The sequence below is a fragment of the Pseudomonas sp. SDO5532_S415 genome (assembly GCF_054071155.1).
On the sequence record NZ_JBSVWS010000079.1, the window covers coordinates 1 to 26,271 of the forward strand.

Below are 26,271 nucleotides of genomic sequence, written 5' to 3' on the forward strand. Positions count from 1 at the left end.
CCGCATTCGCGAGCAGGCTCGCTCCCACATGTGATCTGCGACATGCCTGAAATCGCGCAACAAAAAAGGCCTCGCATCAGCGAGGCCTTTTATTTGGGCTTCAATATTTTCAACTTTGCGGCCTCAATCCTTGAGACAGTCCGAAGATGAACAGCAATAAATCATGATCGGGCTGAGTGGCCACGGATGCCTTGGCGACCCGTGGCAGGGGGCAATGGTCGCCACTCACTGAACTAAGAACTTGCGTGCGTGGCTGCTCCCAAGCTGCCACCGCGAGTGAAGCAACTGCCAAGGCTCCTACTAAAAACAAACCTCGCGCAACTTCAAGTTTCATTGCTATAAACCTTTGATGGCGCTGCCAAACGCCGTCTTGTAAAAATAGACGAGCTTTTCCCAGTCCGTAGGGCTGAACGACGAGTGGCGACGCAACTGCTTCAGGTCGTGAACGGCCGCCTGCCGTGCGCTCAAACGCTGCCGGCATTTCTCCAGATCAATCAGCGCTATTTCGACCTTGGCGGCCTCGCGTTCACCGGTCACGCGCACGAACACATGCTTGGTATAGAGGCAACTGTGCTGCCAACGGCCCTTGTGCATGCGCGCCAGGTTCTCGGCCAATTCCTTCAACACCCGATCGTGCAGCGCTTCACCGTGACGCTCACGCTCACCAGCCGCGTACCAGTGTTCGAGTTCCAGGAAACCATCCAATGATTTGGTCACCAGCAATGCGCGCCATTTGTGCACGGGATCGCGCTGTGCACCGCAGAAAACGATTTCCGGGACACCCACGCCGAGCTGGCCGACACCGATGAGGGCGTCACGCTCGCGCAACACTGTCGGCCGCCCGACCGGATGCAACAGGCTGCGATAGGTGTGCCCGGTCTGACGCTTGGCATAGAGCAGCTGGCCATCACTGCCCACGACGCGCTCTACGCCACTTTCTCCTCCGCGCCGGACATTGGGTTCTTCCACCCATTCACCGCGCTGATTCCAGAAATAGTCGAAGCAGTCCTGGGAAACGACGTCCGATCCTGCTGCACACTGCACTGCCATCCTGTTACCTCTTGCGTAATACGTAAACCCGCCACATGGCATAGAGCGGTAAAAAGTCCAGACGTTCCTGAATACGGAAACCCGCCTCTTCAAATTCCTGTTCTACCGTAGCAGCAGGTAACACAAATCGGTTTTGGTAACCGACTTGCCCACGCGTGCGTTCGAGACGCTTGCGTTTCCAGGCCTTGAAATTGCCATCCACCCACAGTGACAGGATCACGCTGTCGCGGGTGACGCGCTCGAATTCGCGCAGAATCACCCGTCGATGCTCGGCTTCACCGATGTGATGGAGCAAACGCATGCAGAAAATGCTGTCGACGGCGTTATCAGGCAAGGCGATGTCGAATGCAGAAGTGTGCAAGGGTTGTACCCGTTTCACCACATCGGCCGGCTGCGCCTGCGTGGCTATCTTCAACATCGACTCGGAGTTGTCGGCGCCGATGATCACCCGATTGGGTTTTTCCGCCAACAAGGGCCAGAAACGCCCCGCACCGCATGGCAGATCGAGTACCAGACCTGGCTCGCCAACCAGCGTCAGCGCCTTTCGCGCCAGTTGCTCGTCACGCCAATGGGACAGTTTACGACTGACGCCATCCTGATGTTTGAGCAGGTACTGCTGTGCGTGCTGGTCGTCGTATTTCTCGGAAAAATCAAGTTTGATCGGGGCGGCCATCATCAAGGTCTCCTGTACTTCTGATGACGACCACCTTAGGTAGCGTCGTGTCAGTGTCAGGTCATGCCTTTGTGAAAAAATTGTCATGTAAAACCCCGAATCGTTTCGAGGTTTTACATGACTAGGCCACCGATCAGGATTGCCCTTCTTCAGGTCGCTCAGCTCACCCGCGACCTAGACAGTTCCACCTGAAAACGACAGCCATGGGGTTCCATGTTGGTCAGGCTGACGCTCCAGCCCTGGTTTTCACAGATTCGTTGCACCAGCGACAATCCCAGGCCCAAACCCTCTCCGCGCTTCTCGTTGCCGCGCACGAAAGGCTCGAACATCGCCTCGCGCTTCTCTTCGGGAATACCCACACCGCTGTCCTCGACCATGAAACCGCTGTCTGACAGGCTCAGGCGAATGAAGCCCTGCTCTGTGTAGTGCAGTGCGTTACGCAACAGGTTACCCATGACCGCATGCAGGAATGTCGCGTTGAAGCGCGTGTCGTGCGGCTTGCCCGGCTCGATAATCAGTTTCAGCCCTTTGGCCTCGATCGGTGCACGCCATTGACTGATCAACCCGTCGGCCACCTCACCCAGCGTTTGCTGTGGCGACATGCCTGCGTCTTCGCGCTGTGCCCGGGCCAGCATCAGGAAGGTTTGCACCAGATCGCGCATTTCTTCGCTGGCGCGAGCGATTCGCTCAACCTGAGCGCGACCACGCTGATCAATACCGGGGTTTTCCAGCAGCAGTTCGCAGGAACTTGCAAGCACCATCAACGGCGTGCGCAACTCGTGGCTGACGTCACTGGTGAACATCCGCTCCCGGGTCAATGCCTGGCGTAGGCGTCCCAAGGTAGCGTCGAAGGCTACCGCCAGTTCGCCCACTTCATCAGCCGCATAATCCGGCGCCAGTGGCGGCGCCAGCCCCAGCAACTGGTCGCGATGACGCACCTGCCGGGCCAGTCGTACGACCGGTGCCATGACCTTGCGCGCCAGGACCCAGCCGAGAAAAACCGCCAGTGCCAGGCTGAGCACGAAGCCCACCAGCACCACGGCAAACAGTACTCGTTCGCGCTCTTCGAAGTCGCTCTGATCCTGAAGCAGTACGTAGCGTCGACCGTCGACGATTTCGACCATGGCGTGATACGACAGCTGCTCGCGGAACACCTCGTGAAACCCCGAATCCAGGTGCCGCAGATCCTTGGGCAGTTCAAAATCGCCCGGCCCACCGCTGAAATAGAACAGCTGGTCCGGTTCGGGGCGATGGCTCCAGTCCGAGACGTTATCCATCAGCAACAAGCGCTGAAGATCGCCGCCCAAACCTGCGGAAATCAATTTTTCTTCCACCAGGTGCACGGTCGCCACAATGCCCATGGCAAAGGCACCCGCCACCAGTGCGCTCATGAGCGCAAAGGCAATGATGATCCGTTGAGCGAGGCTCTGTCTAAACTCCATCACGCCCCTCTGCCAAGCGGTAACCCACACCGTGCACGGTGTGCAGCAACGGTTTGGCGAACGGTTTGTCGATCACCTGGCGCAGCTGATGCACGTGGCTACGCAGGCTGTCGCTGTCCGGGCAGTCATCGCCCCACAGCGCCTCTTCGAGAATTTCACGGCGCAATACGTGAGGACTTTTCTGCATCAGCACTGCCAGCAACTTCAGGCCCACCGGGTTGAGTTTGAGCAAGCGGCCTTCGCGGGTGACTTCGAGTGTATCGAGGTCGTAGATCAGATCGCCGACTTGCAAGGTGCGGCGACCACCGCCCTGGGACCGGCGCATGACGGCTTCAACCCGCGCCGCCAGTTCAGACAAGGCGAAAGGTTTGATCAGGTAGTCGTCGGCACCGGACTTGAAGCCCTGCAACCGGTCGTCCAGTTGATCGCGAGCGGTGAGCATGATCACCGGCGTATCACGGCGGGCATCTTCGCGCAGGCGTTTGCACAAGGTGTAGCCGTCGATGCCGGGCAGCATGATGTCGAGCACGATCAAATCGTAATGTTCGGTGGCCGCCAGGTGCAGGCCAGACAAGCCGTCTTGCGCGCAATCCACGGTGTAGCCTTTGAGCCCCAGATAATCGGCCAGATTGGCCAGGATATCGCGGTTGTCTTCAACCAATAAAATTCGCATGGGCACCTTCTCCGTACACGGTAACGGCCGTCTTGGCCCGCGCAGCTTAAGGCCAAGTGTGGCTCACGGCTAGGATTGCGTGCAGCGCTCAATGAGGTGGAAAAGCCTGCCCGGGGCTTAACGACTTTTTCACTTTCGGTTCACGGGCCGGCGACAGGATCGGGTTCACACTCCGCGCGGTTGCGCTCTTCAGTCACATCACCGACCCAGGAACTGCCATGGTTTCGACCTCCATCCGCCCCGCTTCCCGCCCGCTCAACGTTTGGCTGTGCCTGGGCGTACCCGCCGTTGCGGCCATCCTTTTGATCCTGCTGGAATTGACCTCGCTGGATATGGACCTGGCCAAACTGTTCTACGACCCGGTCGCAGGAGGCTTTATCGGGCGACACAGTTACTTCCTGGAAACCGTCCTGCATGACCGTGCCAAGCAAGTGGTCATTGCCTTCTCGGTGTTGGCCATTCTCGGTTTTGTCGGCTCGTTCTTCATGGCCAGGCTCATGCCGTTCAAGCGAGAGCTGGGCTGCCTGGTGCTATCCCTTGGCCTGGCGACGTCCTTTGTCACCCCCATGAAAGCGGTGACGGCAGTACAGTGTCCGTGGAGTCTTGAACAGTTCGGTGGTCACGAAACCTACAGCGAATTGCTCAGCCCGCGCCCTCCCACAGAGAAACCCGGGCGCTGCTGGCCTGGCGGACACGCCGCGACCGGTTTCACTCTGTTTGCGCTGTTCTTCGTCTTGCGCGACCGTCGTCCGCGACTGGCCCGCGCGGCGTTCGTCTTCGCCTTCGCTCTGGGTTCGGTGTTTTCCATCGGGCGGATGATGCAGGGGGCGCACTTTTTCTCCCACAACGTGTGGACGGCGGTGTTCTGCTGGTTGATTTGCCTGGGGGCTTATTACTGGATTTTGTATCGGCCCGGTGCAAAAACCGAAATCGTGGCCAAAGCACAACCAGTTAGCACCTGAAACGCAGATTGGAAATGTGGGAGCGAGCCTGCTCGCGAAGAGGCCGGAACATTCAATACTTATATCGCCTGGCACACCGATTTCGCGAGCAGGCTCGCTCCCACAATGGATTGAAGTGGCCATCAAAATACGGGCAATAAAAAACCCCGCCTGCTTTCGCAGGGCGGGGTTTTCAGTACAGGGGGTAAGGCTGGCTTACATCATGCCGCCCATGCCACCCATGCCGCCCATGTCTGGCATGCCGCCGCCAGCACCGCCTTCTTTCTTCGGCGCGTCAGCGACTGCTGCTTCGGTGGTCAGGATCAGACCGCCGATCGAGGCTGCGGCTTGCAGAGCCGAACGGGTTACCTTGGTTGGGTCCAGGATGCCCATTTCGATCATGTCGCCGTATTCGCCAGTCGCAGCGTTGTAGCCGAAGCTGCCTTCGCCGTTCTTGACCTTGTCGACAACCACGCTTGGCTCGTCGCCGGAGTTGGCAACGATCTGACGCAGCGGCGCTTCAACAGCGCGACGCAGTACAGCGATACCTACGTCCTGATCGGCGTTGTCGCCTTTCAGTTCGGTCAGTGCTTCCAGAGCACGGATCAGGGCCACGCCACCGCCAGGCACCACGCCTTCTTCAACGGCTGCACGGGTAGCGTGCAGGGCGTCTTCAACGCGGGCTTTCTTCTCTTTCATTTCAACTTCGGAGCCAGCGCCAACCTTGATCACTGCAACGCCGCCGGACAGCTTGGCCAGACGCTCTTGCAGTTTTTCACGGTCGTAGTCCGAGGAAGTCTCGGCAACCTGGGCACGGATCTGAGCAACACGACCTTCGATGTCAGTATGAACGCCAGCACCGTCAACGATAGTGGTGTTTTCCTTGGACAGGGTCACGCGCTTGGCGTTACCCAGGTGCTCCAGGGTGGTGCTTTCCAGGCTCAGGCCGATCTCTTCGGAGATGACGGTACCGCCGGTCAGGACGGCGATGTCCTGCAGCATGGCCTTGCGACGGTCGCCAAAGCCTGGTGCCTTGACGGCTGCGACTTTAACGATGCCACGCATGTTGTTCACAACCAGAGTCGCCAGGGCTTCGCCTTCAACGTCTTCGGCCACGATCAGCAGTGGACGGCCGGCTTTGGCAACGGCTTCCAGCACTGGCAGCATTTCGCGGATGTTCGAGATCTTTTTGTCGACCAGCAGGATCAGCGGGCCGTCCAGCTCGGCGACCATGGTCTCCGGCTTGTTGACGAAGTACGGGGACAGGTAGCCACGGTCGAACTGCATGCCTTCAACGACCGACAGTTCGTTTTCCAGGCCCGAGCCTTCTTCAACGGTGATCACGCCTTCTTTACCGACTTTTTCCATGGCTTCGGCAATGATGTCGCCGATGGAGTTGTCGGAGTTGGCGGAGATGGTACCTACCTGAGCGATAGCCTTGGTGTCAGCGCATGGCTTGGACAGGGCTTTCAGCTCTTTGACGATCGCGATGGTCGCTTTGTCGATACCGCGCTTGAGGTCCATCGGGTTCATGCCGGCAGCGACGGCTTTCAGGCCTTCGTTGACGATCGATTGAGCCAGAACGGTAGCGGTGGTGGTGCCGTCGCCTGCGTCATCGTTGGCACGGGAGGCAACGTCTTTGACCAGCTGCGCGCCCATGTTTTCGAAACGGTCTTCCAGTTCGATTTCCTTGGCTACGGAAACGCCGTCCTTGGTGATGGTCGGAGCGCCGAAGCTCTTCTCGATGATCACGTTACGGCCTTTCGGGCCCAGGGTCGCTTTTACTGCGTCAGCCAGGACGTTGACACCGGTGAGCATTTTCTTGCGGGCGGAATCGCCGAATTTAACTTCTTTAGCAGCCATGATCGATATTCCTTAAATACTTTGTAGTAGCGGGAAAATGAGCGGGGAATCAGCCTTCGATAACAGCGAGGATTTCGTTCTCGCTCATTACCAGCAGGTCTTCGCCGTCGACTTTCACAGTGTTGCTGCCGGAGTAAGGACCGAACACAACCTTGTCGCCCACTTTTACGGACAGTGCACGCACTTCACCGTTTTCCAGTACGCGGCCGGTGCCGACAGCGAGGATCTCGCCGCTGTTGGCTTTTTCAGCAGCCGAACCTGGCAGGACGATACCGCCAGCGGTTTTCTTTTCTTCTTCGCTGCGACGGATGACGACGCGGTCATGCAGAGGACGAAGCTTCATTGTCGATCTCTCCTAATTGTGGTTTTCATCGGCCGGTGTAGTCCCGGCGGGTTTAACAAAGTCCGGCGGTGCCGGGTGCGGCTCGACAAGCGAGACGCGGAAGTCTGTCTGGCGTGATTGCCAGAAACCTTGCGGTGACCGATACATAAGGGCGCATAAGCTTATTACAAGGGGCGGGGAGCAAAAAAATTTCAGGTTAATGCCCCGCAAACGAACACGGCACCCGAAGGTGCCGTGTCGCTGTGACGTTACTTGGTATCGCGATGTTCGAACTCGCCTTCGATCACGTTGGGCTCGCGGCCCAGCGGTTCACGCGGCGCGGGACCGCCACGGGACTGGAGGTCCTCGGCGAATGCACGTTGGCGGATCGCTTGCTCCTCGGCACGCCGGCGCATTTTATTGGCCAGCAGGCGACGGCTGATTGGCAGCAGCATGACCAGGCCGATCACGTCGCTGATGAAACCCGGAAGGATCAACAGGCCACCGGCCAATGCCAGCATCAGGCCTTCGAGCATGGTCTGCGCAGGCAGCTCGCCACGGTTCAGGCTTTCACGGGCACGCAGCGCCGTGGCCAGACCGGCGATCCGCAGTACGAACACGCCGAACATCGAGCCGAGAATGATCAGCAGCAGGGCCGGGAAAAACCCGATAGCCCCTGCCACCTTGACGAATACGAACAGCTCCAACACCGGAAACAGCAGAAAGAGCAACAAAAAAGGGCGCATCAAATGGTTCCTCAACGCAAGAATGCCTTGCCAGTTCACCTTAGATGACGTCGCCGTTTCGTGAATTCAAGCGTCGGCCACTTCATTTTTCGGCCAATGCTCGGCGTGGGCCAGAAAAACCAAGGCTTCGCGAACTTGTGTCGGCGTATTACATGGAGCCTGGAACGGCAGCCAGTAGATGCCCTGGCCGATCCGCAGGTGCATGCCTTCGGTATCGATACCGACCATTTGCGCCGGCGCGGTTTTCGGCAGCCCCGCCAGGTCGACGTAATGGGCAATGGCCTTGGCGTGATCGGCGTTCATGTGCTCGACCATGCTCACTTCGGCCTTGCCGGCGAAGGGATTGGCCAAGGTCAGGTCGTTGACCCAGTGAATGGCGCCGAAACCTCCGATGTAACGGTGACGCACCGGTTGCAGTACCCAGAAATCGAAATCATGGGCCTTGTGATAGTTCTGCGAATCCGGGAAGTAGCGGTAGTAACGCTCGGCGGCGGCTTCGATGGCGGCCTCGTCCTCGATCTGGTGCGCCTCTGCCAGGTAGGTCAAGCGACCGACAGCTTGCACATCTTCGGCTCCACGCTCGCCGACGAACAGCGAGCACTTCGGGTCTTTCTGCAAATTGTGGGTGTGCTGGGCGATACGGCTGATCAGGATCAACGGCCGGCCCTGCTCGTCCAGACAGTACGGAACCACGGAACCGAACGGAAAACCGGGCATTGCCTTGGAGAGCGTCGACAGGACGCCGCGGTATTCCTTGAGCAGCAATTCTCGGGCATGCTTGGCAACTTCAACGCTCAATTTATGACTCCTTATATAGAATCCGTCAGAAAAACGGACGGGCGACTGGTGAAAGTCCCAGTACGCCATCGGGGCAGTTCTCATGTGCAGCCAGGCCATGTCAGGCGCAGATCGAGAGGCTCTCTACAAGGAAACCACTCAGAACTGCTACCGGGGCATGCGAATGCAACTCACTGACAAAGTAATCATTATCACCGGCGGTTGCCAGGGTTTGGGCCGTTCCATGGCCGAGTATTTCGCCGCCAGGGGCGCGAAGCTTGCGCTGGTGGATCTCAACCAGGAAAAGCTCGATGACACCGTGGCCGCGTGCAAGGCCAAGGGCGTCGAAGCCCGCGCCTACCTGTGCAACGTGGCCAATGAAGAGCAAGTGACCCACATGGTCGCCCAGGTTGCCGAAGACTTCGGCGCGATCCACGGCCTGATCAACAACGCCGGCATCCTGCGTGACGGGCTGCTGCTCAAGGTCAAGGATGGCGAGATGACCAAAATGAGCCTGGCCCAGTGGCAGGCGGTCATCGACGTCAACCTGACCGGCGTGTTCCTGTGCACCCGTGAAGTCGCGGCGAAAATGGTCGAGCTGAAGAACAACGGCACGATCATCAATATCTCGTCGATTTCCCGCGCAGGCAATGTCGGCCAGACCAACTACTCCGCCGCCAAGGCCGGTGTCGCCGCCGCAACCGTGACCTGGGCCAAGGAACTGGCGCGCTACGGCATCCGCGTGGCCGGTATTGCACCGGGCTTCATCGAAACCGAGATGACCCTGGGCATGAAACCCGAAGCGCTGGAGAAAATGACTTCGGGCATTCCGCTCAAGCGCATGGGCAAGCCGCAAGAGATCGCCCATTCGGCGGCGTACATTTTCGAGAACGACTATTACACCGGCCGGATTCTGGAAATGGATGGCGGGTTGCGCATTTAAATCCCGACCTAAAACGAATGTGGGAGCGAGCCTGCTCGCGAAAGCGGTCTATTGGTCACCATCGAGGGTGGCTGACAGGACCTCTTCGCGAGCAGGCTCGCTCCCACAGGGGCTGTATTTCAGTGAATCAATCGTCGCTGATGGTGATGTTCGGCATCGCCGGCGTCGCCGCTTCCTGCAATACGATCCGCGCACCGACATGGCGGGCCAGTTCCTGGTAAACCATGGCAATCTGGCTGTCCGGCTCGGCGATCACCGTCGGTTTGCCGCCATCGGCCTGCTCGCGGATGACCATCGACAGCGGCAACGAGGCCAGCAGTTCGACGCCGTACTGGTTGGCCAGTTTCACGCCGCCGCCCTCACCGAACAGATGCTCGGCATGTCCGCAGTTGGAGCAGATGTGCACGGCCATGTTTTCCACCACGCCCAGCACCGGGATGTTGACCTTGCGGAACATTTCCACGCCCTTGCGTGCGTCGAGCAAGGCCAGGTCCTGCGGTGTGGTGACAATAACGGCACCGGCCACCGGGACTTTCTGTGCCAGGGTCAACTGGATGTCACCGGTACCCGGCGGCATGTCGATGACCAGGTAATCCAGGTCGCCCCACGCGGTTTGGGTCACCAGTTGCAACAAGGCGCCGGAGACCATCGGCCCGCGCCACACCATCGGCGTGTTGTCGTCGGTGAGGAAGGCCATGGACATCACTTCCACGCCATGGGACTTGAGCGGAACGAACCATTTCTGATCCTTGACCTCGGGACGGGTGCGCTCAGGTATACCGAACATGATGCCCTGGCTCGGGCCGTAGATATCCGCATCGAGAATCCCGACCTTGGCGCCTTCGCGGGCCAGGGCCAGCGCAAGGTTGGCGGCGGTGGTGGATTTGCCGACGCCACCCTTGCCTGAAGCCACGGCCACCACGTTCTTGACGTTGGCCAGGCCTGGAATCTGCGCCTGGGCCTTGTGCGCGGCAATAACACTGGTGATATCAACGCGGGCAGTTGTCACGCCGTCCAGGCCTTCGATGGCCATTTGCAGCATCTGTGCCCAGCCGCTCTTGAACAGGCCGGCGGCATAGCCCAGCTCAAGCTGAACGCTGACGCGGTCACCCTGAATGTCGATGCTGCGCACGCACCCGGCGCTGACCGGGTCCTGGTTCAGGTAAGGGTCGGTGTATTGGCGAAGGACGGCTTCCACCGCTGCGCGATTGACGGCGCTCATGGGCAACTCCGATAGCAAGACTGGAAAATCAGGTGGGTATCCTAACCGTTCCGCACCCAAGTCGGCATGCCTGAAGATCATTTGTTGCGAACGCATTCTGTGGCGAGGGAGCTTGCTCCCGTACGGTTGCGAAGCAGCCGTAATCCAGTTGACGCAATTCTATTGCCGGAGCCGGACTGCAAGGGTTGGGGCGGCTTCGCCACCCAGCGGGAGCAAGCTCCCTCGCCACGAAAACCTTCTTGCACCAAGAAAACCTGTCGCCACTTTAGTAAAGGACGATACATCTGGAATCTGGCCAGAAAGGTGAAAAATATGCGCCGGCGCTTTATAGTGGCCGACCTCCGTTTCATCAAGTAGCCGAGCCCCATGTCCGAGCCACGCAAGATCCTCGTCACCAGCGCCCTGCCCTATGCCAATGGTTCGATTCACCTCGGCCATATGCTGGAATACATCCAGACCGATATGTGGGTGCGCTTCCAGAAGCACCGCGGCAACCAATGCATTTATGTCTGCGCCGACGACGCCCACGGTTCTGCGATCATGCTGCGCGCGGAAAAGGAAGGCATCACCCCGGAACAACTGATCGCCAACGTCCAGGCTGAACACAGCGCCGACTTTGCCGAGTTCCTGGTGGACTTCGACAACTTCCACTCCACTCACGCCGAAGAAAACCGTGAGCTGTCGAGCCAGATCTACCTGAAGCTGCGCGACGCCGGGCACATCGCCACGCGTTCGATCACGCAGTATTTCGACCCGGAAAAGAAAATGTTCCTGGCCGACCGCTTCATCAAGGGCACCTGCCCGAAATGCGGCACGGAAGACCAGTACGGCGACAACTGCGAAAAATGCGGTGCGACCTACGCACCGACCGACCTGAAAGATCCCAAGTCGGCGATCTCCGGCGCCACCCCGGTGCTCAAGGATTCCCAGCACTTCTTCTTCAAGTTGCCGGACTTCCAGGAAATGCTGCAGGCCTGGACCCGCAGCGGCACCCTGCAAGACGCCGTCGCCAACAAAATCGCCGAATGGCTGGATGCCGGCCTGCAACAGTGGGACATCTCCCGCGATGCGCCGTACTTCGGCTTTGAAATTCCAGACGAGCCGGGCAAGTACTTCTACGTGTGGCTGGATGCGCCGATCGGCTACATGGCGAGCTTCAAGAACCTCTGCAACCGTACGCCGGAGCTGGACTTCGACGCGTTCTGGGGCAAGGACTCCACCGCCGAGCTGTACCACTTCATCGGCAAGGACATCGTCAACTTCCACGCCCTGTTCTGGCCAGCCATGCTCGAGGGCGCGGGCTACCGCAAGCCGACCGGCATCAACGTGCACGGCTACCTGACCGTCAACGGTCAGAAAATGTCCAAGTCCCGTGGCACCTTCATCAAGGCCCGGACCTACCTGGATCATCTGTCGCCGGAATACCTGCGCTACTACTACGCGGCCAAACTGAGCCGTGGTGTCGACGACCTCGACCTGAACCTCGAAGACTTCGTGCAGAAGGTCAATTCCGACCTGGTCGGCAAGGTTGTCAACATCGCCAGCCGTTGCGCCGGTTTCATCCACAAGGGCAATGCCGGTGTCATGGTCGACACCAACGCCGCGCCGGAGCTGACCGAAGCCTTCCTGGCCGCCGCGCCTGGTATCGCCGATGCCTACGAGGCCCGCGACTTTGCCCGCGCCATGCGCGAAATCATGGCCCTGGCCGACCGCGCCAACGCCTGGATCGCCGACAAGGCACCGTGGTCGCTGAACAAACAGGAAGGCAAGCAGGATGAAGTCCAGGCCATCTGCGCCACCGGCGTCAACCTGTTCCGCCAGCTGGTGATCTTCCTCAAGCCGGTGCTGCCGCTTCTGGCTGCCGATGCCGAGGCATTCCTGAACGTCGCGCCATTGACCTGGAACGATCATACGATCTGGCTTGCCAACCATCAGCTGAACGAGTTCAAGCCGCTGATGACCCGTATCGACCCGGTTAAAGTGCAGGCCATGACCGACGCTTCGAAAGAAGACCTGACCGCCAGCCAGACCGACACCGGCGAAGCTGCACCCGCCGGCAACGGCGAACTGGCCAAGGATCCGTTGTCCCCGGAAATCGAATTCGACACCTTCGCTGCGGTCGACCTGCGCGTTGCCCTGATCGTCAAGGCCGAAGCTGTGGAAGGCGCCGACAAGCTGTTGCGCCTGACGCTCGACATCGGTGACGAACAGCGCAACGTGTTCTCCGGGATCAAGAGCGCCTACCCGGACCCGTCCAAGCTCAATGGTCGTCTGACCATGATGATCGCCAACCTCAAGCCTCGCAAAATGAAATTCGGCATCTCCGAAGGCATGGTGATGGCGGCCGGTCCTGGCGGTGAAGAAATCTATCTGCTGAGCCCTGACAGCGGCGCCAAGCCTGGTCAGCGGATCAAGTAAGGCACGGCGGCAAAGCGATCCCACAGTCGTGCCTGGCGCGCCTGTGGGATTTTCATGTCTGGCCCACCCTCCGCCCTTGCCGGATAATGCCTAAGCTTTTCCAGACAGCGGTGTTAAACAACTCCGTCCTTGCCGGCACGATCATGACCGAAACACTGCTCACGCTTATCAGCACCGCCCTGATCAACAACCTCGTGTTGCATTGGCCGCTGGGTGTCGATCCGCTGCTGGGCAGCGAACGTCGGCAAGTCCATGCCCTGGGCGTGGCGACGACCTGCCTGATGCTGATTGTCGGCCTGCTCGGTTATGCGCTCTATCATTGGCTGCTCATCCCGCTGGAATTGACGTCGCTGCGTCTGTTCGTATTCCTGCCCCTGAGCGTGCTGCTGATCGGTCCTCTGCTGAAGGGCTTGTCCCGGGTATTTTCGACGCTGTCGTTTGAAGGTCTCTGGCCGCTGCTGCTGGGCAACGCCGGCGTGCTCGGGGTGGCGCTTCTCGGCATTCAGGGTGACAAAGGCTTTTTTGCTGCCGCAGCCCTGAGCCTGGGCGGCGGGCTGGGGTTCTGGCTGGTGCTGAGTCTGTTCAACGACCTGCGTCAACGCACACTCGATAACGATGTTCCCCTGCCCTTTCGCGGCTTGCCGATCGACCTGATCGGCGCCGGCCTGATCGCAGTGGCCTTTCTCGGATTCAGCGGACTGATCAAAACATGAGTCTGATTCAACGCATCGACGCTCTCTTGCCGCAGACCCAATGCGGCAAGTGCGGCCATCCCGGATGCAAGCCCTACGCTGAAGGCATCGCCAACGGCGAGCCGATCAACAAGTGTCCACCGGGCGGCAACGAAACCATCAACGCCCTGGCCGAACTGCTGAAGGTACCGGTGCTGGAACTGGATCTCAGCCGTGGATCCGCCCCGGCACAGATTGCGTACATCCGCGAAGCCGAGTGCATCGGTTGCACCAAGTGCATCCAGGCCTGCCCGGTAGACGCCATCGTCGGCGCGGCCAAGCTGATGCACACGGTGATTATCGACGAATGCACCGGTTGTGACCTCTGCGTGGCGCCATGCCCTGTGGATTGCATCGAAATGCATCCGTTGCCGATGGCCACCGTGCTGCCGATTGTCGGTGGCCTGGCGTTCAGCCTGGAAGAACAACGGGCCCGCGCCGCCAAACGTAATCACGCACGACGCCGTTTCGAGCAACGCAACGCCCGCCTGCTGCACGAAGAACAACAAAAAGCCGCCGAGCGCCAGGCCCGTGCGCAACGCGCCGCCCAACCCGCGCAAGTGGCGCTTGACCCGGTGCAAGCCGCCCTCGAACGCGTCCGCGCACAGAAAGCCGCCAATGCCGATGCGGCGCTGAAGAAAGCCAAGATCGATCTGGCAATGAGTCGGGCGCAACTGACCAAGTCACTCAAGGCTTTTGGCCATCCGCCGACCTTCGAACAACAGTCGCAGTTGATCGCTCTGCAACAGCAATTCGAAGCCGCCGAGCAAACCTTGGCACAACTGGAAAGCGCAACGCCGCCGTCCCCGACACCCGCTACGGTTGCTGCTCCACCGAAGAATGCCGACCTGAATCGGGCGAAGATCCAGTTGGCCATGCGCCGCGCGGAACTCAAAAAAGCCCAAGCCGCCGAGGCGCCCGCCGAGCAGATCGAAACCCTGGAACGTGCCGTCAGTGAAGCCGAACGCCAGGTGGATGCCTATGCAACCCCTTGAGTCGGTCGACGAACGCCTTCAGCAGGCCATGAAACTGGTTCTACTGGCTACGTTGCCAGGGATGCTGGCGTTGTTCTGGCTATACGGCTGGGGGGTGTTGATCAATCTGATGCTGGCAGGCGCCAGTGCACTGGCCGCTGAAGCGGCGGTACTGCAATTGCGCAAGCGCCCCCTTAAGCCGACCTTGAGCGATGGCAGCGCCCTCGTCAGTGCAACCCTGTTGGCCCTGGCCTTGCCGCCCTATTGCCCGTGGTGGCTCACGGTCAGTGCCGCCGCGTTTGCCATGGTGTTCGGTAAACACCTGTATGGCGGTGTCGGAAGCAATCCGTTCAACCCGGCGATGCTCGGTTTCGCCCTGGTAATGGTGGCTTTTCCGCAACAGATGACCCACTGGCCGGCGTCCCACGGCCTGAATCTGCCAGGTGGGTTACAGCAAGTGTTCGGTTTCGGTCCAACCCCGGATGCGTGGGTTGGGGCCACGGCGCTGGACAGCCTGCGAATCAATAAAAGCCTCACCATGGACGAACTGTTCTCGGCCAATCCGGCGTTTGGCCATTTCGGTGGTCGCGGTGTGGAATGGGTGAACCTGGCCTTTCTCGCGGGTGGCGTGTTTCTGCTGCAGCGACGTGTGTTCAGCTGGCATGCGCCGGTCGGCATGCTCGCCAGCCTGTTTATCATCAGTCTATTGTGCTGGAACGGTTCGGGCTCCGATTCCCATGGCTCACCGCTGTTTCATCTGTTGACCGGCGCCAGCGTGCTGGGAGCGTTCTTTATCGTTACAGAACCGGTGTCCGGCGCCAAAAGCCCCGGCGCACGACTGCTGTTCGGCATCGGTGTCGGGCTGCTGACGTATCTGATTCGTACGTGGGGCGGCTACCCGGACGGCGTGGCTTTTGCGGTGCTGTTGATGAACCTCTGTGTGCCGGCGCTGGAGCGGTTTGTCGCGGCCAGACAGCAGCGGACGGCATCATGAACCGAGCTTCGAGCGTTGCCGTCCTGACATTACTGGCCGTCCTCGGAGTCGGCCTGACCTGGTTCGCGCAGCACAGCAGCGAGCCACGGATCGCGGCGGAGCAACGCCTGATCGACAGTCGTAACCTGCTGGACCTGCTACCGCCCGGCAGCTACGACAATCAGCCTCTGGATCAAACGCTCACACTCGAAAAAACAGCACTGGGCAACAGCACACTGCTGACGGGCTACCGGGCAACCAAGGCCGGGCAGGCGTATGCCGTGCTGCTGCGCAGCCAGACCCTGGGTTACGCAGGCGCCATCGAACTGCTGATCGCCGTCGACGCTAACGGCAGGCTGATTGGCATCAAAACTCTCAAGCAAGCGGAAACACCGGGGCTCGGCGCACGGATCGCCGACTGGCCCAATGCCTGGCTTCAAATGTTTTCCGGCAAGTCCCGAACCGATCCGGTCGACAACGGCTGGGCCTTGAAAAAGGATCAAGGGCAATTCGACCAGATTGCAGGCGCGACAATGACTTCCAGAGCGGTGATAAACGCCACCCATGACGCGCTGCGCTACTTCGATGAGCACCGACAACAACTGCTTGGGAGCCCTTCCCATGAGTAAATCATTACTGTTGCAGCATTCACTGATGCTCGCGCCGCTTATCGGCGCCACCGGTTCACTGGTGAGCGCGCTTGGCCTGTGGCTGATGTTCATCGTGGTGATCAGTGTTTTTGGGCTGGGCATGAATGCACTGCGCCCGCGCTTGCATGCGGCGACGCATTTGCCGGCAAGCGTGCTGCTCGCCGCAACGCTGACCAGTTGCGCGGAACTCGGGGCGCAAACCTGGTCGTTGCAATGGCATCAACAGGTGGGAATCTATACCGCCTTGATTGCATTGCAATGTGTCGTGCTCGACCACACGGGTTTCTTCCAGAGCAGTTGGCGCGATCGCCTGCGCCTGTGCGGCCTGTTCGGTGCATTGATGGTGGGCCTGGGCGTGCTGCGCGAACTTATTGGTAACGGGACTCTGGGTAATCATCTACCGTGGCTCGCTGCTGCGACGCAAACGGATTGGCGCGGCTGGGTGCTGACCGCCGACGGAGGCTTGCGCCTGGCCACACTGGCCCCTGGTAGCTTCATTTTGCTGGGGTTGCTGGTCGCCGCATGGCAGGCCTGGCAGCGCCCGACACCTTCACACTGACCGCTTTCGAGGAATCGCACTGCCCATGAATGCCGCAAAACGTCTGGAAATTTTCCGCAGGCTGCATGAAGACAACCCGGAACCGAAGACCGAACTGGCCTATTCCTCACCGTTTGAACTGCTGATTGCGGTGATTCTTTCGGCGCAATCGACCGATGTCGGCGTCAACAAGGCCACGGCAAAACTGTTCCCGATAGCCAATACCCCTGCGGCAATCCATGCCCTGGGTGTCGAGGGCCTGTCGGAATACATCAAGACCATCGGCCTGTTCAACAGCAAAGCGAAAAACGTGATCGAGACCTGTCGCTTGCTGGTGGAACGTCATGCCGGGGAAGTGCCACAGACCCGTGAAGAGTTGGAAGCCCTGCCAGGCGTGGGCCGCAAAACTGCCAACGTGGTACTCAATACCGCATTTCGCCAGCTGACCATGGCCGTGGACACCCATATTTTCCGAGTCAGTAACCGCACCGGCATTGCGCCCGGCAAGAATGTGGTCGAAGTCGAGAAAAAACTCATGAAGTTCGTGCCCAAGGAGTACCTGCTCGACTCCCACCACTGGTTGATCCTTCACGGTCGCTACGTTTGCCTGGCCCGCAAGCCCCGGTGTGGCAGTTGCCGCATCGAAGACTTGTGCGAATACAAGCACAAGACCTCCGACGATTGAGCCACTATTGGATTTATTGATTCGTCGATTGAAAAAATCTTTTTTACCCGCCGGGAGATTGTCGATATAAGGAGCCCCAAAGGCCTTCTTAGCCTGGAGTAACTAAATGAGCACTGGCAAAGAGCAATTGGACGTAGATGAAGAATTCACTGCCGTTGAGGCTGATGATGCCGAACCTGTGGTTGAAGTAGCGAAAACCAACCTGAGTAAACGGCGTACCATCGACAATCTGCTGGAGGAGCGCCGACTGCAAAAGCAATTGGCCGATTACGACTTTGATTTATGACACCTGAAAGCCTCCCGAAACGGAGGCTTTTTACTGTGTGCCGAACCGCGATAAATGCCCGTTCATCACCTATGGTCGCCCCGGATAAAATCACACTAGCCCATTGCGCTGAGCCAGTTCGATCAGGTCTACCAGGGAGCGTGCATTGAGCTTCAGCAACAGGCGCGTCTTGTAAGTACTGACGGTCTTGTTGCTGAGAAACATCCCATCGGCAATCTCCTTGTTGGTCTTGCCCCTGGCCAGCTGTTGCAAGACCATCATTTCCCGCCCTGACAGGCGATCCACCATATCGGCTTCACTGGCGTTCCCGAGACTGGCGCGCACGGTATGTAAAGCCTGATTGGGAAAGTAGCTGTAACCGGACAAAACCGCTTTTATCGCACTGAGTAACTCCGTGAGATCCTGCTGCTTGCAAACATACCCCGCAGCCCCCGATTGCATGCAACGCATGGAAAAGTGTCCGGGAGCCTGGGAAGTCAATATCAGCACTTTCATGGGCATTGCCGCTGATGCAAGACGCGCAATAACTTCCAGCCCGTCCAGTTTCGGTATTCCGATATCCAGAATGACAATATCCGGCATGTGTTCGCGAGCAAGTTGCAATGCATCCACGCCGTTATCGGTTTCTGCAACAACTTCGTAGCCATGACGCTCCATTAGCATACGTACCGCAAGACGAATGACGGGGTGATCATCCACGATCAGCACTTTATTCATGGGCAAGTCCAATTTTCGCTGTTCGAATTTTTAGAGCCAGCACAATAGCCTAGTCGTTTCACCCATGGCATGCCGCCCCCCCCAACGACCTGCACCAAGAGACATTCCCTACAAGAATCGCGGATTAGTCCTACAAAACACCCTCGAACACAACGCGAAAAAAATTGTATCCGCGCGAGCAAATTACGCTTTACAACATTTTTAGTATCAACTTGCAACTTAAAAACAAAAACCAAAACCCAGCAAACAACATCCAAATGGACACTCGACACTAAAATTCAACTGACGTCACCCACTAAAACACTCACACCAGAAATATCACACATCGAGCACCCATTTACTCTTACAGCAAAAAATTCCAGATAGATAATTATTATCAAACCAACAGCATCAAACCACCGACCGAAAAAAAACAAAACAAACATGACTTACAATCAACACGAAGACATTAAAGACAAATGAATGGCGTAACATAACTCTCAATAACGCGCATTACATCTCAATCCGAACGAGAAAACACACAACACGACGAGTAACAGGAATGAACAAATTTAAAAAAAGAATAACCAATCCCATGACAATAATCGCGACATTCGCAACGCTGTCTGAAACATCGGCAGCGATCTCTCTTCCGTTCCTGGACAATCAGGAAAGAGAGATATATGTCTGGTTTCTGATCAGCTTCCCCTTTTATCTACTGTTCCTTTTCTTTGCCACACTCAACTTCAATTACCGATCTCTGTACTCACCTTCTGATTTTGAAAAGGACGAGCATTTTCTGAAGGCCATGAACGAGGCGCAGACACAGGAAAACAATGCTTCGGTAAATGACTTGCGGCCAGCCGCCTCTCCCGGCAGTGCACAGGCTCCGCCAGACGAAACAGGGTTGCAGCCTCCGCTCCATATTCGCCTGCCCGAATTACTGAGGGATCTGCACATCATCGATACACGCCGGATGAAAAACAAACCCGAACTCAGCGCTTCGCTGGAGAAGATACAAAGGACACAGGAAAAGCGGCCGCGCGTCATTTTGTTTCTTACCGGTGCGGAATCGGAAAAATTACTGAATGGACGTGTACTCAAATATTTCAAACAGACAAAAAAACGCGGCAGCGCCCATTTCTGTGTGGCTTATAACTTGAGTTCGCAGGGGATGACTGTCATGGACCCCGATTGCCGACTGACACACAACGCTCAGCAGCAGGATAGGTCCGATCAGTGAGAGGCAGACGGGAAGGTATCTATCAGGTCAAACGTGAATCGTTGTATCGCACATTTAAAAAACCTCTTGCAGATTTGTGGCCCCGTCGATGACGAGGCCACAAATCCATCACAGGCTCAAACCACTCAGAACAGCTTGCGGCCTTTGTTTGCAGCAATACGCATGCGCAAGGCATTGAGCTTGATGAAGCCCGCCGCATCGGCCTGGTTGTAAGCGCCGCCATCTTCCTCGAAGGTCGCGATGTTGGCGTCGAACAACGACTCATCGGACTTGCGACCGGTGACGATCACGTTGCCCTTGTACAGCTTCAGGCGCACGACGCCGTTCACGTGAACCTGGGACGCATCAATCATCTGTTGCAGCATCAGACGCTCAGGACTCCACCAGTAGCCGGTGTAGATCAGGCTGGCGTACTTCGGCATCAGCTCGTCCTTGAGGTGAGCCACTTCGCGGTCCAGGGTGATCGATTCGATCGCACGGTGGGCGCGCAGCATGATGGTGCCGCCAGGCGTCTCGTAGCAGCCACGGGATTTCATGCCCACGTAACGGTTCTCGACGATGTCCAGACGACCGATACCGTGTTCACCACCGATACGGTTCAAGGTCGCCAGCACGGTGGCCGGGGTCATTTCGACGCCGTCCAGGGCCACGATGTCGCCGTTGCGGTAAGTCAGTTCCAGGTACTGCGGCTTGTCAGGAGCGTTTTCCGGGGAGACGGTCCAGCGCCACATGTCTTCTTCATGCTCGGTCCAGGTGTCTTCCAGCACGCCGCCTTCATAGGAGATGTGCAGCAGGTTGGCATCCATCGAGTATGGGGATTTTTTCTTGCCGTGACGCTCGATCGGGATCGCGTGCTTTTCAGCGTAATCCATCAGTTTCTCACGGGACAGCAGGTCCCATTCGCGCCACGGGGCGATCACTTTCACGCCAGGTTTCAGGGCGTAGGCGCCCAGTTCGAATCGAACCTGGTCATTGCCCTTGCCGGTGGCGCCATGGGAAATGGCGTCAGCGCCGGTTTCGTTGGCGATTTCGATCAGGCGCTTGGCGATCAGCGGACGAGCGATGGAAGTACCCAGCAGGTACTCGCCTTCGTAAACGGTGTTGGCGCGGAACATCGGGAACACGAAATCGCGCACGAACTCTTCGCGCAAGTCGTCGATGTAGATTTCTTTCACGCCCATGGCCTGTGCCTTGGCGCGTGCCGGTTCGACCTCTTCGCCCTGACCCAGGTCAGCGGTGAAGGTCACCACCTCACAGTTATAAGTATCCTGCAGCCACTTGAGGATCACCGAAGTGTCCAGGCCGCCGGAATACGCCAGAACGACCTTGTTTACGTCCGCCATGCCATCACTCCACGGGGTTCTACGGAAAGCCGAGAAGTCTACCGCTCATGCAGGATAATTTACAGTGGCGCGACAGCTTATGACGACGAAGCGACAGATTATGTCGAGAGAGCGACGATTACCAAGGAGTCAGGATGTTGCCGAAGCGGCCGGCTTCGTGGCTTGAGGCGCCACTTGTTCCGGTGGTGCTCCCCGCTCCAGACGCACCGCAACCCGGCGGTTCTTCGAGCGATTGGCGTTGTTGGTATTGGGTGCCAGCGGATAACGCTCGCCATGGAAGCGCACGGTGATCTGCGACTCCTGGATGCCGTTCGCCTTGAAGAACTCCATGACGGCCAGGGCGCGGCGACGTGACAGGTCACGGTTGGTCAGGCGATTGCCGCTGTTGTCGGAATGGCCGTCGAGTTCGATGTGATTGACCGTCGGATCGGCCTTCATGAATTCGAGCATCACCTGCAGCCTGGCTTTCGCGGCAGCATCCAGCTCGATGCCGCCGCCGGGGAATCCGACTTCGGACTGCTTCACCTGATCGAAATTCTGTGGCAACAGCTTGGCGACGCACCCCTGGTAGTCGGCAAACGCTTTATTGAACTTGACCGGTAACAGGCGCACTTCCGACACCCGCCCATCGCCAGAGGCATGCCGTACCACGGGACTGCGCCCATCCATCAGGCCACTGATCAAGCGTCCGGCCTGAGCCTGGGAGCTGTTGAACAACACGTTTCCGCTGCCGATTCTCACCGTACCCAGATTGATATCTCCCCGCCCCGGTTGCCATGGCGATGCGGCGGCCAGCAAGGTAGCCGAACCTCCACCCATCATGGCGTTGTAGGCATTGAGACGAAACGTCGCCTGCTCTCCGGCTCGACGCACGAACTGTCCCGAGCCGAAATCGGTGATCGGCTGGGTCAGGCGGCACTCGAACTTGTCGCCTTCGACCGTCCACTCAATGCTCTCCAGACGGGTCTGGAAAGTGAGCGCCATCGCGGGAAGGCTGGCAAACACACTGAGCAAGGCTAAATAACGCTGGCGCACGGGAGGCTCCACTGGCTTCTACAACAAAAAGACCGACACACAGATGTTTACGGCATACCTGTTGGATATCGGAAGCTTCCTGCAAAACTTGATAGCGAGTGCCTGCAAGAGTCTTTTCCGGTAGCATTCCCCTCAGTTTGACCCGCCTGGAATCCCCTCATGTCCGACCTCCTGACCCTGCTGCGTCCCGACGACTGGCACATTCATCTTCGCGATGGTGCCGTGTTGACCAATACCGTCGCGGATGTCGCGCGCACCTTTGGTCGCGCCATCATCATGCCCAACCTGGTACCTCCCGTCCGCAATGCGGCTGAGGCCGATGGCTACCGCCAGCGCATCCTCGCTGCCCGCCCGGCCGGCAGCCGGTTCGAACCGCTGATGGTCCTGTACCTGACCGACCGCACCCAGCCCGAAGAAATTCGCGAGGCCAAGGCTACCGGTTTCATTCACGCCGCCAAGCTGTACCCGGCCGGCGCGACCACCAACTCGGACTCTGGCGTCACCAGCATCGACAAGATCTTCCCTGCACTCGAGGCCATGGCCGAAGTGGGAATGCCCTTGCTGATCCACGGCGAAGTCACCCGTGGCGATGTCGACGTGTTCGACCGCGAAAAAATCTTCATCGATGAGCACATGCGTCGCGTGGTCGAGCGTTTCCCGACCCTCAAAGTGGTGTTCGAACACATCACCACCGCTGACGCCGTGCAGTTCGTCAACTCGGCTTCGGCCAACGTTGGCGCGACCATCACCGCGCATCACCTGCTGTACAACCGCAACCATATGCTGGTGGGCGGGATTCGGCCGCATTTCTATTGCCTGCCGATTCTCAAGCGCAACACGCACCAGGAAGCGCTGCTCGATGCCGCCACCAGCGGCAGCGAAAAATTCTTCCTTGGCACCGACTCGGCACCCCACGCCCAGCACGCCAAGGAAGCCGCCTGCGGTTGCGCCGGCTGCTACACCGCTTTTGCTGCGATCGAGATGTATGCCGAAGCCTTCGAACAGCGCAATGCGCTGGACAAGCTCGAAGCCTTCGCCAGCCTCAACGGCCCGCGCTTCTATGGCCTGCCGGTGAACACCGATCGCATCACCCTGGTCCGCGAAGAGTGGACCGCCCCAACCAGCCTGCCGTTTGGCGAGCTGACCGTTATCCCGCTGCGCGCCGGTGAAAAACTGCGCTGGCGCCTGCTGGAGGAACACGCGTGAGTGAAGACCATTTCGACGACGAACAGGAAGGTCAAGGCGGCGGAGGCGGTCCTCGTCATCCAATGGCTGCCCGGTTCCGTGGTTACTTGCCGGTTGTCGTCGACGTAGAAACCGGTGGCTTCAACTCGGCCACCGACGCCTTGCTGGAAATCGCCGCGACTACTATCGCCATGGATGAAAAGGGCTTTGTCTACCCTGATCACACCTACTTCTTCCGGGTCGAGCCTTTCGAAGGCGCGAACGTCGAAGCGGCAGCGCTGGAGTTCACCGGGATCAAGCTCGATCACCCGCTGCGCATGGCCGTGAGTGAAGAGTCGGCGCTGAACGATATCTTCCGCGGTGTACGCAAGGCGCTCAAAGCCAACGGTTGCAAGCGGGCGATTCTGGTCGGTCACAACAGCAGCTTCGACCTGGGCTTCCTCAACGCCGCCGTCGCGCGCCTGGACATGAAGCGCAACCCGTTTCACCCGTTCTCCAGTTTCGACACGGCCACCCTCGCCGGCCTGGCGTATGGTCAAACGGTGCTGGCCAAAGCCTGTCAGGCAGCCGACATCGACTTCGACGGTCGCGAGGCCCACTCGGCTCGCTATGACACGGAGAAGACCGCCGAGCTGTTCTGCGGCATCGTCAATCGCTGGAAACAAATGGGCGGTTGGGAAGACTTCGACGATTGATCCGTCGCAGTTCACTTGAGACAAACGCAAACCTGTGGCGAGGGAGCTTGCTCCCGCTGGGCAGCGAAGCTGCCCCCTATCCCTGAAAAGCAGGGAACTGTTGCGCAGTCCAACGGGAGCAAGCTCCCTCGCCACAGGTTCAGCGTCGCGCTCCAGTGAGCAGTATTGGTTTCATCGTGAATAAAAAACCGGCCTCAAGGGCCGGTTTTTTTGTACCTGCTTTTTGTAGCAGGAGCGTGTGCCTTACAGCGCAGCAGCGTGCTCGGTCAGGTAAGCCGCGACGCCTTCTGGCGAAGCGTTCATGCCCTTGTCGCCTTTTTTCCAGTTCGCAGGGCAGACTTCGCCGTGCTCTTCGTGGAATTGCAGAGCGTCGACCAGACGCAGCAACTCTTCCATGTTACGGCCCAGCGGCAGGTCGTTGATGATCTGCGAACGGACAACGCCTTTGTCGTCGATCAGGAACGCGCCACGGAAAGCCACGCCATCAGCGGACTGAACGTCGTAGGCTTTCATGATGTCCTGCTTGATGTCGGCAGCCATGGTGTAACGGACTTCGCCGATACCGCCATTGTTGACCGGGGTGTTGCGCCACGCGTTGTGGGTGAAATGCGAGTCGATGGACACGGCGATCACTTCAACGTTGCGTGCCTTGAACTCAGACATGCGGTTATCCAGAGCGATCAGCTCCGACGGGCAAACGAAGGTGAAGTCCAGTGGGTAGAAGAACACCAGGCCGTATTTGCCTTTGATGGCAGAGGACAGGGTGAAGCTGTCTACGATTTCGCCATTGCCGAGTACGGCCGGTACGGTGAAGTCAGGGGCTTGTTTGCCTACGAGTACGCTCATTGGATATCTCCTGGTGTAGAAACGTGAAAAACAAGGTTTGCGCCAGCGTGCCACCCTCAGGCGACAGCCCTGTGACACGAACCCGTTTCGCAAAGACCGGCCATCATACACTGCGTGTTTGGCCTGTCCTCAACGGTTTTTCCCACGGGTTAAAAAATGCCGGAGCGTGTTCCGTTTCTCGGCCCATCGAAAAACACCGTTCGTCAGCCCTTGGAAAAGCCTTCCCAATGCACTTTGACAATCATTCTCGTTAACATTAAGATCCATCGCATTCGAGACATAAACGAGCGACGGTTTTCACTTATGTATGTTTGCCTCTGCACTGGCGTCACCGACGGCCAAATCCGCGATGCGATCTATGAAGGATGCTGCAGCTACAAGGAAGTCCGCCAGGCCACCGGCGTTGCCAGTCAGTGCGGTAAATGTGCCTGCCTCGCCAAGGAAGTGGTCCGCGAGACCCTGACAAAATTGCAGACGGCCCAGGCCGCGATTCCTTTTCCAGCAGAATTTACAGCTGCCTGAATACCGAATTTCAAAGAACCGGACTGATGTCCGGTTTTTTTATGCCTGAAAATCAATTGCTTAGGCTCTAGACGCGGAACACAAACATTCTTATTCCGATTAATTTTCATTTAAGTTTCAATAACTTAGGTTTGACACTCTTAGTTGTGCGGCTCAAACTCTGCTTTATAGACAGCTAATACAGGGCAGGACCCCATCATGAAAGGCGACGTTACAGTCATCCAGCATCTCAACAAGATCCTTGCCAATGAGCTGGTCGCAATCAATCAGTATTTTCTGCATGCGCGCATGTATGAAGATTGGGGCCTGAACAAGCTCGGCAAACACGAGTACCACGAATCCATCGACGAGATGAAGCACGCGGACAAGCTGATCAAGCGCATCCTGTTCCTCGAGGGCATACCAAACGTCCAGGACCTGGGTAAGCTGCTCATCGGTGAACACACCAAGGAAATGATCGAGTGCGATCTGAAACTCGAACGCACAGGCCTTGGTGATCTGAAAGTAGCCATCGCACATTGCGAAACGGTTGGCGACTACGGTAGCCGTGAACTGCTTGAAGATATCCTTGAGTCTGAAGAAGAACATATCGACTGGCTGGAAACTCAACTCGGCCTGATCGACAAGATCGGTATCGAGAACTATCTGCAATCGCAGATGGGTGAAGACGAATAATTTCTACGCAATAAAAAAGCCCCGCTCTCTTTTAAGAGGCGGGGCTTTTTATTGCCCGGATTTCAGCACTGGCCGAAATCCCTGTGGGAGCGAGCCTGCTCGCGAAGGCGTCGTGTCAGTCAAC

The 26,271-nt window shown here is 58.2% G+C and carries 29 protein-coding genes; 15 read left to right on the forward strand and 14 right to left on the reverse strand.

Annotated elements, in window-relative coordinates; translation table 11 throughout:
• Positions 1 to 109: 109 nt before the first annotated feature.
• The 5 genes from ACW9HW_RS17640 to colR all read right to left on the reverse strand — a co-directional run bounded on the left by ACW9HW_RS17640 (position 110) and on the right by colR (position 3,838).
• The gene (locus ACW9HW_RS17640; RefSeq protein WP_095193100.1) at positions 110 to 334 is read right to left on the reverse strand and encodes a hypothetical protein; all 225 of its coding nucleotides are present in this window, start codon (positions 332 to 334) and stop codon (positions 110 to 112) included.
• 2 nt (positions 335 to 336) lie between these two features.
• On the reverse strand, positions 337 to 1,050 hold the full coding sequence (locus tag ACW9HW_RS17645) for a lipopolysaccharide kinase InaA family protein (protein WP_457401043.1): 714 nt from the start codon (positions 1,048 to 1,050) through the stop codon (positions 337 to 339).
• A 4-nt stretch (positions 1,051 to 1,054) separates the two neighbouring features.
• The gene (locus tag ACW9HW_RS17650; RefSeq protein ID WP_095193290.1) at positions 1,055 to 1,723 is read right to left on the reverse strand and encodes a class I SAM-dependent methyltransferase; all 669 of its coding nucleotides are present in this window, start codon (positions 1,721 to 1,723) and stop codon (positions 1,055 to 1,057) included.
• A gap of 158 nt (positions 1,724 to 1,881) precedes the next feature.
• Positions 1,882 to 3,165: a sensor histidine kinase gene (locus ACW9HW_RS17655; protein WP_095193098.1), complete on the reverse strand. Its 1,284-nt coding sequence runs from the start codon at positions 3,163 to 3,165 to the stop codon at positions 1,882 to 1,884.
• Positions 3,155 to 3,838 carry a two-component system response regulator ColR gene (colR, locus tag ACW9HW_RS17660; RefSeq protein WP_095193097.1) on the reverse strand — a complete coding sequence of 228 codons (684 nt, stop codon included), beginning with the start codon at positions 3,836 to 3,838 and terminating at the stop codon, positions 3,155 to 3,157. The genes ACW9HW_RS17655 and colR overlap by 11 nt, the downstream gene beginning before the upstream one ends.
• Before the next feature lie 218 nt (positions 3,839 to 4,056).
• Between colR and ACW9HW_RS17665 the strand changes: the two genes are divergently transcribed.
• A complete protein-coding gene (locus ACW9HW_RS17665; RefSeq protein WP_457401046.1) occupies positions 4,057 to 4,800 on the forward strand; it encodes a phosphatase PAP2 family protein in 744 nt (247 codons plus the stop codon).
• A 195-nt stretch (positions 4,801 to 4,995) separates the two neighbouring features.
• On the opposite strand, the gene groL is transcribed toward ACW9HW_RS17665, so the two are convergent.
• The 4 genes from groL to ACW9HW_RS17685 form a co-directional block, all read right to left on the reverse strand.
• Positions 4,996 to 6,642: a chaperonin GroEL gene (gene groL / locus ACW9HW_RS17670; protein ID WP_457401048.1), complete on the reverse strand. Its 1,647-nt coding sequence runs from the start codon at positions 6,640 to 6,642 to the stop codon at positions 4,996 to 4,998.
• A gap of 49 nt (positions 6,643 to 6,691) precedes the next feature.
• A complete protein-coding gene (locus ACW9HW_RS17675; protein ID WP_007985847.1) occupies positions 6,692 to 6,985 on the reverse strand; it encodes a co-chaperone GroES in 294 nt (97 codons plus the stop codon).
• A gap of 248 nt (positions 6,986 to 7,233) precedes the next feature.
• Positions 7,234 to 7,710, reverse strand: a complete 477-nt coding sequence (locus ACW9HW_RS17680; protein ID WP_095193094.1) for an FxsA family protein — start codon at positions 7,708 to 7,710, stop codon at positions 7,234 to 7,236.
• Positions 7,711 to 7,776: 66 nt separating this feature from the next.
• Positions 7,777 to 8,508, reverse strand: a complete 732-nt coding sequence (locus ACW9HW_RS17685; RefSeq protein WP_095193093.1) for a HugZ family pyridoxamine 5'-phosphate oxidase — start codon at positions 8,506 to 8,508, stop codon at positions 7,777 to 7,779.
• Positions 8,509 to 8,671: 163 nt separating this feature from the next.
• Here ACW9HW_RS17685 and ACW9HW_RS17690 point away from each other — a divergent pair, with 163 nt between their 5' ends.
• Positions 8,672 to 9,430, forward strand: a complete 759-nt coding sequence (locus ACW9HW_RS17690; protein ID WP_095193092.1) for an SDR family oxidoreductase — start codon at positions 8,672 to 8,674, stop codon at positions 9,428 to 9,430.
• Between the two features lie 127 nt (positions 9,431 to 9,557).
• Here the strand turns inward: ACW9HW_RS17690 and apbC are convergent, their stop codons facing one another.
• Positions 9,558 to 10,652, reverse strand: a complete 1,095-nt coding sequence (gene apbC / locus ACW9HW_RS17695) for an iron-sulfur cluster carrier protein ApbC (RefSeq protein WP_095193091.1) — start codon at positions 10,650 to 10,652, stop codon at positions 9,558 to 9,560.
• Between the two features lie 366 nt (positions 10,653 to 11,018).
• Between apbC and metG the strand changes: the two genes are divergently transcribed.
• The 8 genes from metG to ACW9HW_RS17735 all read left to right on the forward strand — a co-directional run bounded on the left by metG (position 11,019) and on the right by ACW9HW_RS17735 (position 17,907).
• Positions 11,019 to 13,070 carry a methionine--tRNA ligase gene (gene metG, locus ACW9HW_RS17700; RefSeq protein ID WP_095193090.1) on the forward strand — a complete coding sequence of 684 codons (2,052 nt, stop codon included), beginning with the start codon at positions 11,019 to 11,021 and terminating at the stop codon, positions 13,068 to 13,070.
• A gap of 143 nt (positions 13,071 to 13,213) precedes the next feature.
• On the forward strand, positions 13,214 to 13,783 hold the full coding sequence (locus tag ACW9HW_RS17705; protein WP_095193089.1) for an electron transport complex protein RnfA: 570 nt from the start codon (positions 13,214 to 13,216) through the stop codon (positions 13,781 to 13,783).
• Complete coding sequence (gene rsxB / locus ACW9HW_RS17710) at positions 13,780 to 14,796, forward strand: electron transport complex subunit RsxB (RefSeq protein ID WP_095193088.1); 1,017 nt, start codon at positions 13,780 to 13,782, stop codon at positions 14,794 to 14,796. Before ACW9HW_RS17705 ends, rsxB begins: the two co-directional genes overlap by 4 nt.
• Positions 14,783 to 15,769: an RnfABCDGE type electron transport complex subunit D gene (locus tag ACW9HW_RS17715; protein WP_457401052.1), complete on the forward strand. Its 987-nt coding sequence runs from the start codon at positions 14,783 to 14,785 to the stop codon at positions 15,767 to 15,769. Before rsxB ends, ACW9HW_RS17715 begins: the two co-directional genes overlap by 14 nt.
• A complete protein-coding gene (locus ACW9HW_RS17720; protein ID WP_095193086.1) occupies positions 15,766 to 16,377 on the forward strand; it encodes an RnfABCDGE type electron transport complex subunit G in 612 nt (203 codons plus the stop codon). The genes ACW9HW_RS17715 and ACW9HW_RS17720 overlap by 4 nt, the downstream gene beginning before the upstream one ends.
• Positions 16,370 to 16,957, forward strand: a complete 588-nt coding sequence (locus ACW9HW_RS17725) for an Rnf-Nqr domain containing protein (RefSeq protein WP_457401055.1) — start codon at positions 16,370 to 16,372, stop codon at positions 16,955 to 16,957. Before ACW9HW_RS17720 ends, ACW9HW_RS17725 begins: the two co-directional genes overlap by 8 nt.
• A 25-nt stretch (positions 16,958 to 16,982) precedes the next feature.
• Positions 16,983 to 17,621, forward strand: coding sequence for an endonuclease III (gene nth, locus ACW9HW_RS17730; RefSeq protein ID WP_095193084.1), 639 nt, complete (start codon positions 16,983 to 16,985; stop codon positions 17,619 to 17,621).
• Positions 17,622 to 17,727: 106 nt separating this feature from the next.
• Positions 17,728 to 17,907 carry a PA3496 family putative envelope integrity protein gene (locus tag ACW9HW_RS17735; protein WP_095193083.1) on the forward strand — a complete coding sequence of 60 codons (180 nt, stop codon included), beginning with the start codon at positions 17,728 to 17,730 and terminating at the stop codon, positions 17,905 to 17,907.
• A gap of 90 nt (positions 17,908 to 17,997) precedes the next feature.
• Here the strand turns inward: ACW9HW_RS17735 and ACW9HW_RS17740 are convergent, their stop codons facing one another.
• Positions 17,998 to 18,624: a response regulator transcription factor gene (locus tag ACW9HW_RS17740; RefSeq protein ID WP_095193082.1), complete on the reverse strand. Its 627-nt coding sequence runs from the start codon at positions 18,622 to 18,624 to the stop codon at positions 17,998 to 18,000.
• A 541-nt stretch (positions 18,625 to 19,165) separates the two neighbouring features.
• Here ACW9HW_RS17740 and ACW9HW_RS17745 point away from each other — a divergent pair.
• A complete protein-coding gene (locus ACW9HW_RS17745) occupies positions 19,166 to 19,846 on the forward strand; it encodes a hypothetical protein (protein WP_095193081.1) in 681 nt (226 codons plus the stop codon).
• Between the two features lie 125 nt (positions 19,847 to 19,971).
• On the opposite strand, the gene ACW9HW_RS17750 is transcribed toward ACW9HW_RS17745, so the two are convergent.
• Both ACW9HW_RS17750 and ACW9HW_RS17755 read right to left on the reverse strand, forming a co-directional pair.
• Positions 19,972 to 21,189 (reverse strand): argininosuccinate synthase, encoded by a 1,218-nt coding sequence (locus tag ACW9HW_RS17750; RefSeq protein ID WP_095193080.1) that lies wholly within the window; start codon positions 21,187 to 21,189, stop codon positions 19,972 to 19,974.
• Positions 21,190 to 21,318: 129 nt separating this feature from the next.
• Positions 21,319 to 22,224: a flagellar protein MotY gene (locus tag ACW9HW_RS17755; RefSeq protein ID WP_095193079.1), complete on the reverse strand. Its 906-nt coding sequence runs from the start codon at positions 22,222 to 22,224 to the stop codon at positions 21,319 to 21,321.
• 159 nt (positions 22,225 to 22,383) lie between these two features.
• Between ACW9HW_RS17755 and pyrC the strand changes: the two genes are divergently transcribed.
• Entirely contained in the window at positions 22,384 to 23,430 is a 1,047-nt protein-coding gene (pyrC, locus tag ACW9HW_RS17760) for a dihydroorotase (RefSeq protein ID WP_457401058.1), read from the forward strand.
• Complete coding sequence (rnt, locus tag ACW9HW_RS17765; RefSeq protein WP_095193077.1) at positions 23,427 to 24,104, forward strand: ribonuclease T; 678 nt, start codon at positions 23,427 to 23,429, stop codon at positions 24,102 to 24,104. Before pyrC ends, rnt begins: the two co-directional genes overlap by 4 nt.
• 243 nt (positions 24,105 to 24,347) lie before the next feature.
• On the opposite strand, the gene ACW9HW_RS17770 is transcribed toward rnt, so the two are convergent.
• A complete protein-coding gene (locus ACW9HW_RS17770) occupies positions 24,348 to 24,950 on the reverse strand; it encodes a peroxiredoxin (RefSeq protein ID WP_095193076.1) in 603 nt (200 codons plus the stop codon).
• 303 nt (positions 24,951 to 25,253) lie between these two features.
• On the opposite strand from ACW9HW_RS17770, the gene ACW9HW_RS17775 reads away from it, so the two are divergent.
• Both ACW9HW_RS17775 and bfr read left to right on the forward strand, forming a co-directional pair.
• The gene (locus ACW9HW_RS17775) at positions 25,254 to 25,472 is read left to right on the forward strand and encodes a bacterioferritin-associated ferredoxin (RefSeq protein WP_090324905.1); all 219 of its coding nucleotides are present in this window, start codon (positions 25,254 to 25,256) and stop codon (positions 25,470 to 25,472) included.
• Between the two features lie 198 nt (positions 25,473 to 25,670).
• Entirely contained in the window at positions 25,671 to 26,147 is a 477-nt protein-coding gene (bfr, locus tag ACW9HW_RS17780; RefSeq protein WP_095193075.1) for a bacterioferritin, read from the forward strand.
• Positions 26,148 to 26,271: the final 124 nt, after the last annotated feature.

Bases quoted from the DNA above. Each gene is read 5' to 3' on its own strand.
- ACW9HW_RS17640 (WP_095193100.1), bottom strand. From the start codon at position 334: ATGAAACTTGAAGTTGCGCGAGGTTTGTTTTTAGTAGGAGCCTTGGCA.
- ACW9HW_RS17645 (WP_457401043.1), bottom strand. From the start codon at position 1,050: ATGGCAGTGCAGTGTGCAGCAGGATCGGACGTCGTTTCCCAGGACTGC.
- ACW9HW_RS17650 (WP_095193290.1), bottom strand. From the start codon at position 1,723: ATGGCCGCCCCGATCAAACTTGATTTTTCCGAGAAATACGACGACCAG.
- ACW9HW_RS17655 (WP_095193098.1), bottom strand. From the start codon at position 3,165: ATGGAGTTTAGACAGAGCCTCGCTCAACGGATCATCATTGCCTTTGCG.
- colR (WP_095193097.1), bottom strand. From the start codon at position 3,838: ATGCGAATTTTATTGGTTGAAGACAACCGCGATATCCTGGCCAATCTG.
- ACW9HW_RS17665 (WP_457401046.1), top strand. From the start codon at position 4,057: ATGGTTTCGACCTCCATCCGCCCCGCTTCCCGCCCGCTCAACGTTTGG.
- groL (WP_457401048.1), bottom strand. From the start codon at position 6,642: ATGGCTGCTAAAGAAGTTAAATTCGGCGATTCCGCCCGCAAGAAAATG.
- ACW9HW_RS17675 (WP_007985847.1), bottom strand. From the start codon at position 6,985: ATGAAGCTTCGTCCTCTGCATGACCGCGTCGTCATCCGTCGCAGCGAA.
- ACW9HW_RS17680 (WP_095193094.1), bottom strand. From the start codon at position 7,710: ATGCGCCCTTTTTTGTTGCTCTTTCTGCTGTTTCCGGTGTTGGAGCTG.
- ACW9HW_RS17690 (WP_095193092.1), top strand. From the start codon at position 8,672: ATGCAACTCACTGACAAAGTAATCATTATCACCGGCGGTTGCCAGGGT.
- apbC (WP_095193091.1), bottom strand. From the start codon at position 10,652: ATGAGCGCCGTCAATCGCGCAGCGGTGGAAGCCGTCCTTCGCCAATAC.
- metG (WP_095193090.1), top strand. From the start codon at position 11,019: ATGTCCGAGCCACGCAAGATCCTCGTCACCAGCGCCCTGCCCTATGCC.
- ACW9HW_RS17705 (WP_095193089.1), top strand. From the start codon at position 13,214: ATGACCGAAACACTGCTCACGCTTATCAGCACCGCCCTGATCAACAAC.
- rsxB (WP_095193088.1), top strand. From the start codon at position 13,780: ATGAGTCTGATTCAACGCATCGACGCTCTCTTGCCGCAGACCCAATGC.
- ACW9HW_RS17715 (WP_457401052.1), top strand. From the start codon at position 14,783: ATGCAACCCCTTGAGTCGGTCGACGAACGCCTTCAGCAGGCCATGAAA.
- ACW9HW_RS17720 (WP_095193086.1), top strand. From the start codon at position 15,766: ATGAACCGAGCTTCGAGCGTTGCCGTCCTGACATTACTGGCCGTCCTC.
- ACW9HW_RS17725 (WP_457401055.1), top strand. From the start codon at position 16,370: ATGAGTAAATCATTACTGTTGCAGCATTCACTGATGCTCGCGCCGCTT.
- nth (WP_095193084.1), top strand. From the start codon at position 16,983: ATGAATGCCGCAAAACGTCTGGAAATTTTCCGCAGGCTGCATGAAGAC.
- ACW9HW_RS17735 (WP_095193083.1), top strand. From the start codon at position 17,728: ATGAGCACTGGCAAAGAGCAATTGGACGTAGATGAAGAATTCACTGCC.
- ACW9HW_RS17740 (WP_095193082.1), bottom strand. From the start codon at position 18,624: ATGAATAAAGTGCTGATCGTGGATGATCACCCCGTCATTCGTCTTGCG.
- ACW9HW_RS17745 (WP_095193081.1), top strand. From the start codon at position 19,166: ATGAACAAATTTAAAAAAAGAATAACCAATCCCATGACAATAATCGCG.
- ACW9HW_RS17750 (WP_095193080.1), bottom strand. From the start codon at position 21,189: ATGGCGGACGTAAACAAGGTCGTTCTGGCGTATTCCGGCGGCCTGGAC.
- pyrC (WP_457401058.1), top strand. From the start codon at position 22,384: ATGTCCGACCTCCTGACCCTGCTGCGTCCCGACGACTGGCACATTCAT.
- ACW9HW_RS17770 (WP_095193076.1), bottom strand. From the start codon at position 24,950: ATGAGCGTACTCGTAGGCAAACAAGCCCCTGACTTCACCGTACCGGCC.
- ACW9HW_RS17775 (WP_090324905.1), top strand. From the start codon at position 25,254: ATGTATGTTTGCCTCTGCACTGGCGTCACCGACGGCCAAATCCGCGAT.
- bfr (WP_095193075.1), top strand. From the start codon at position 25,671: ATGAAAGGCGACGTTACAGTCATCCAGCATCTCAACAAGATCCTTGCC.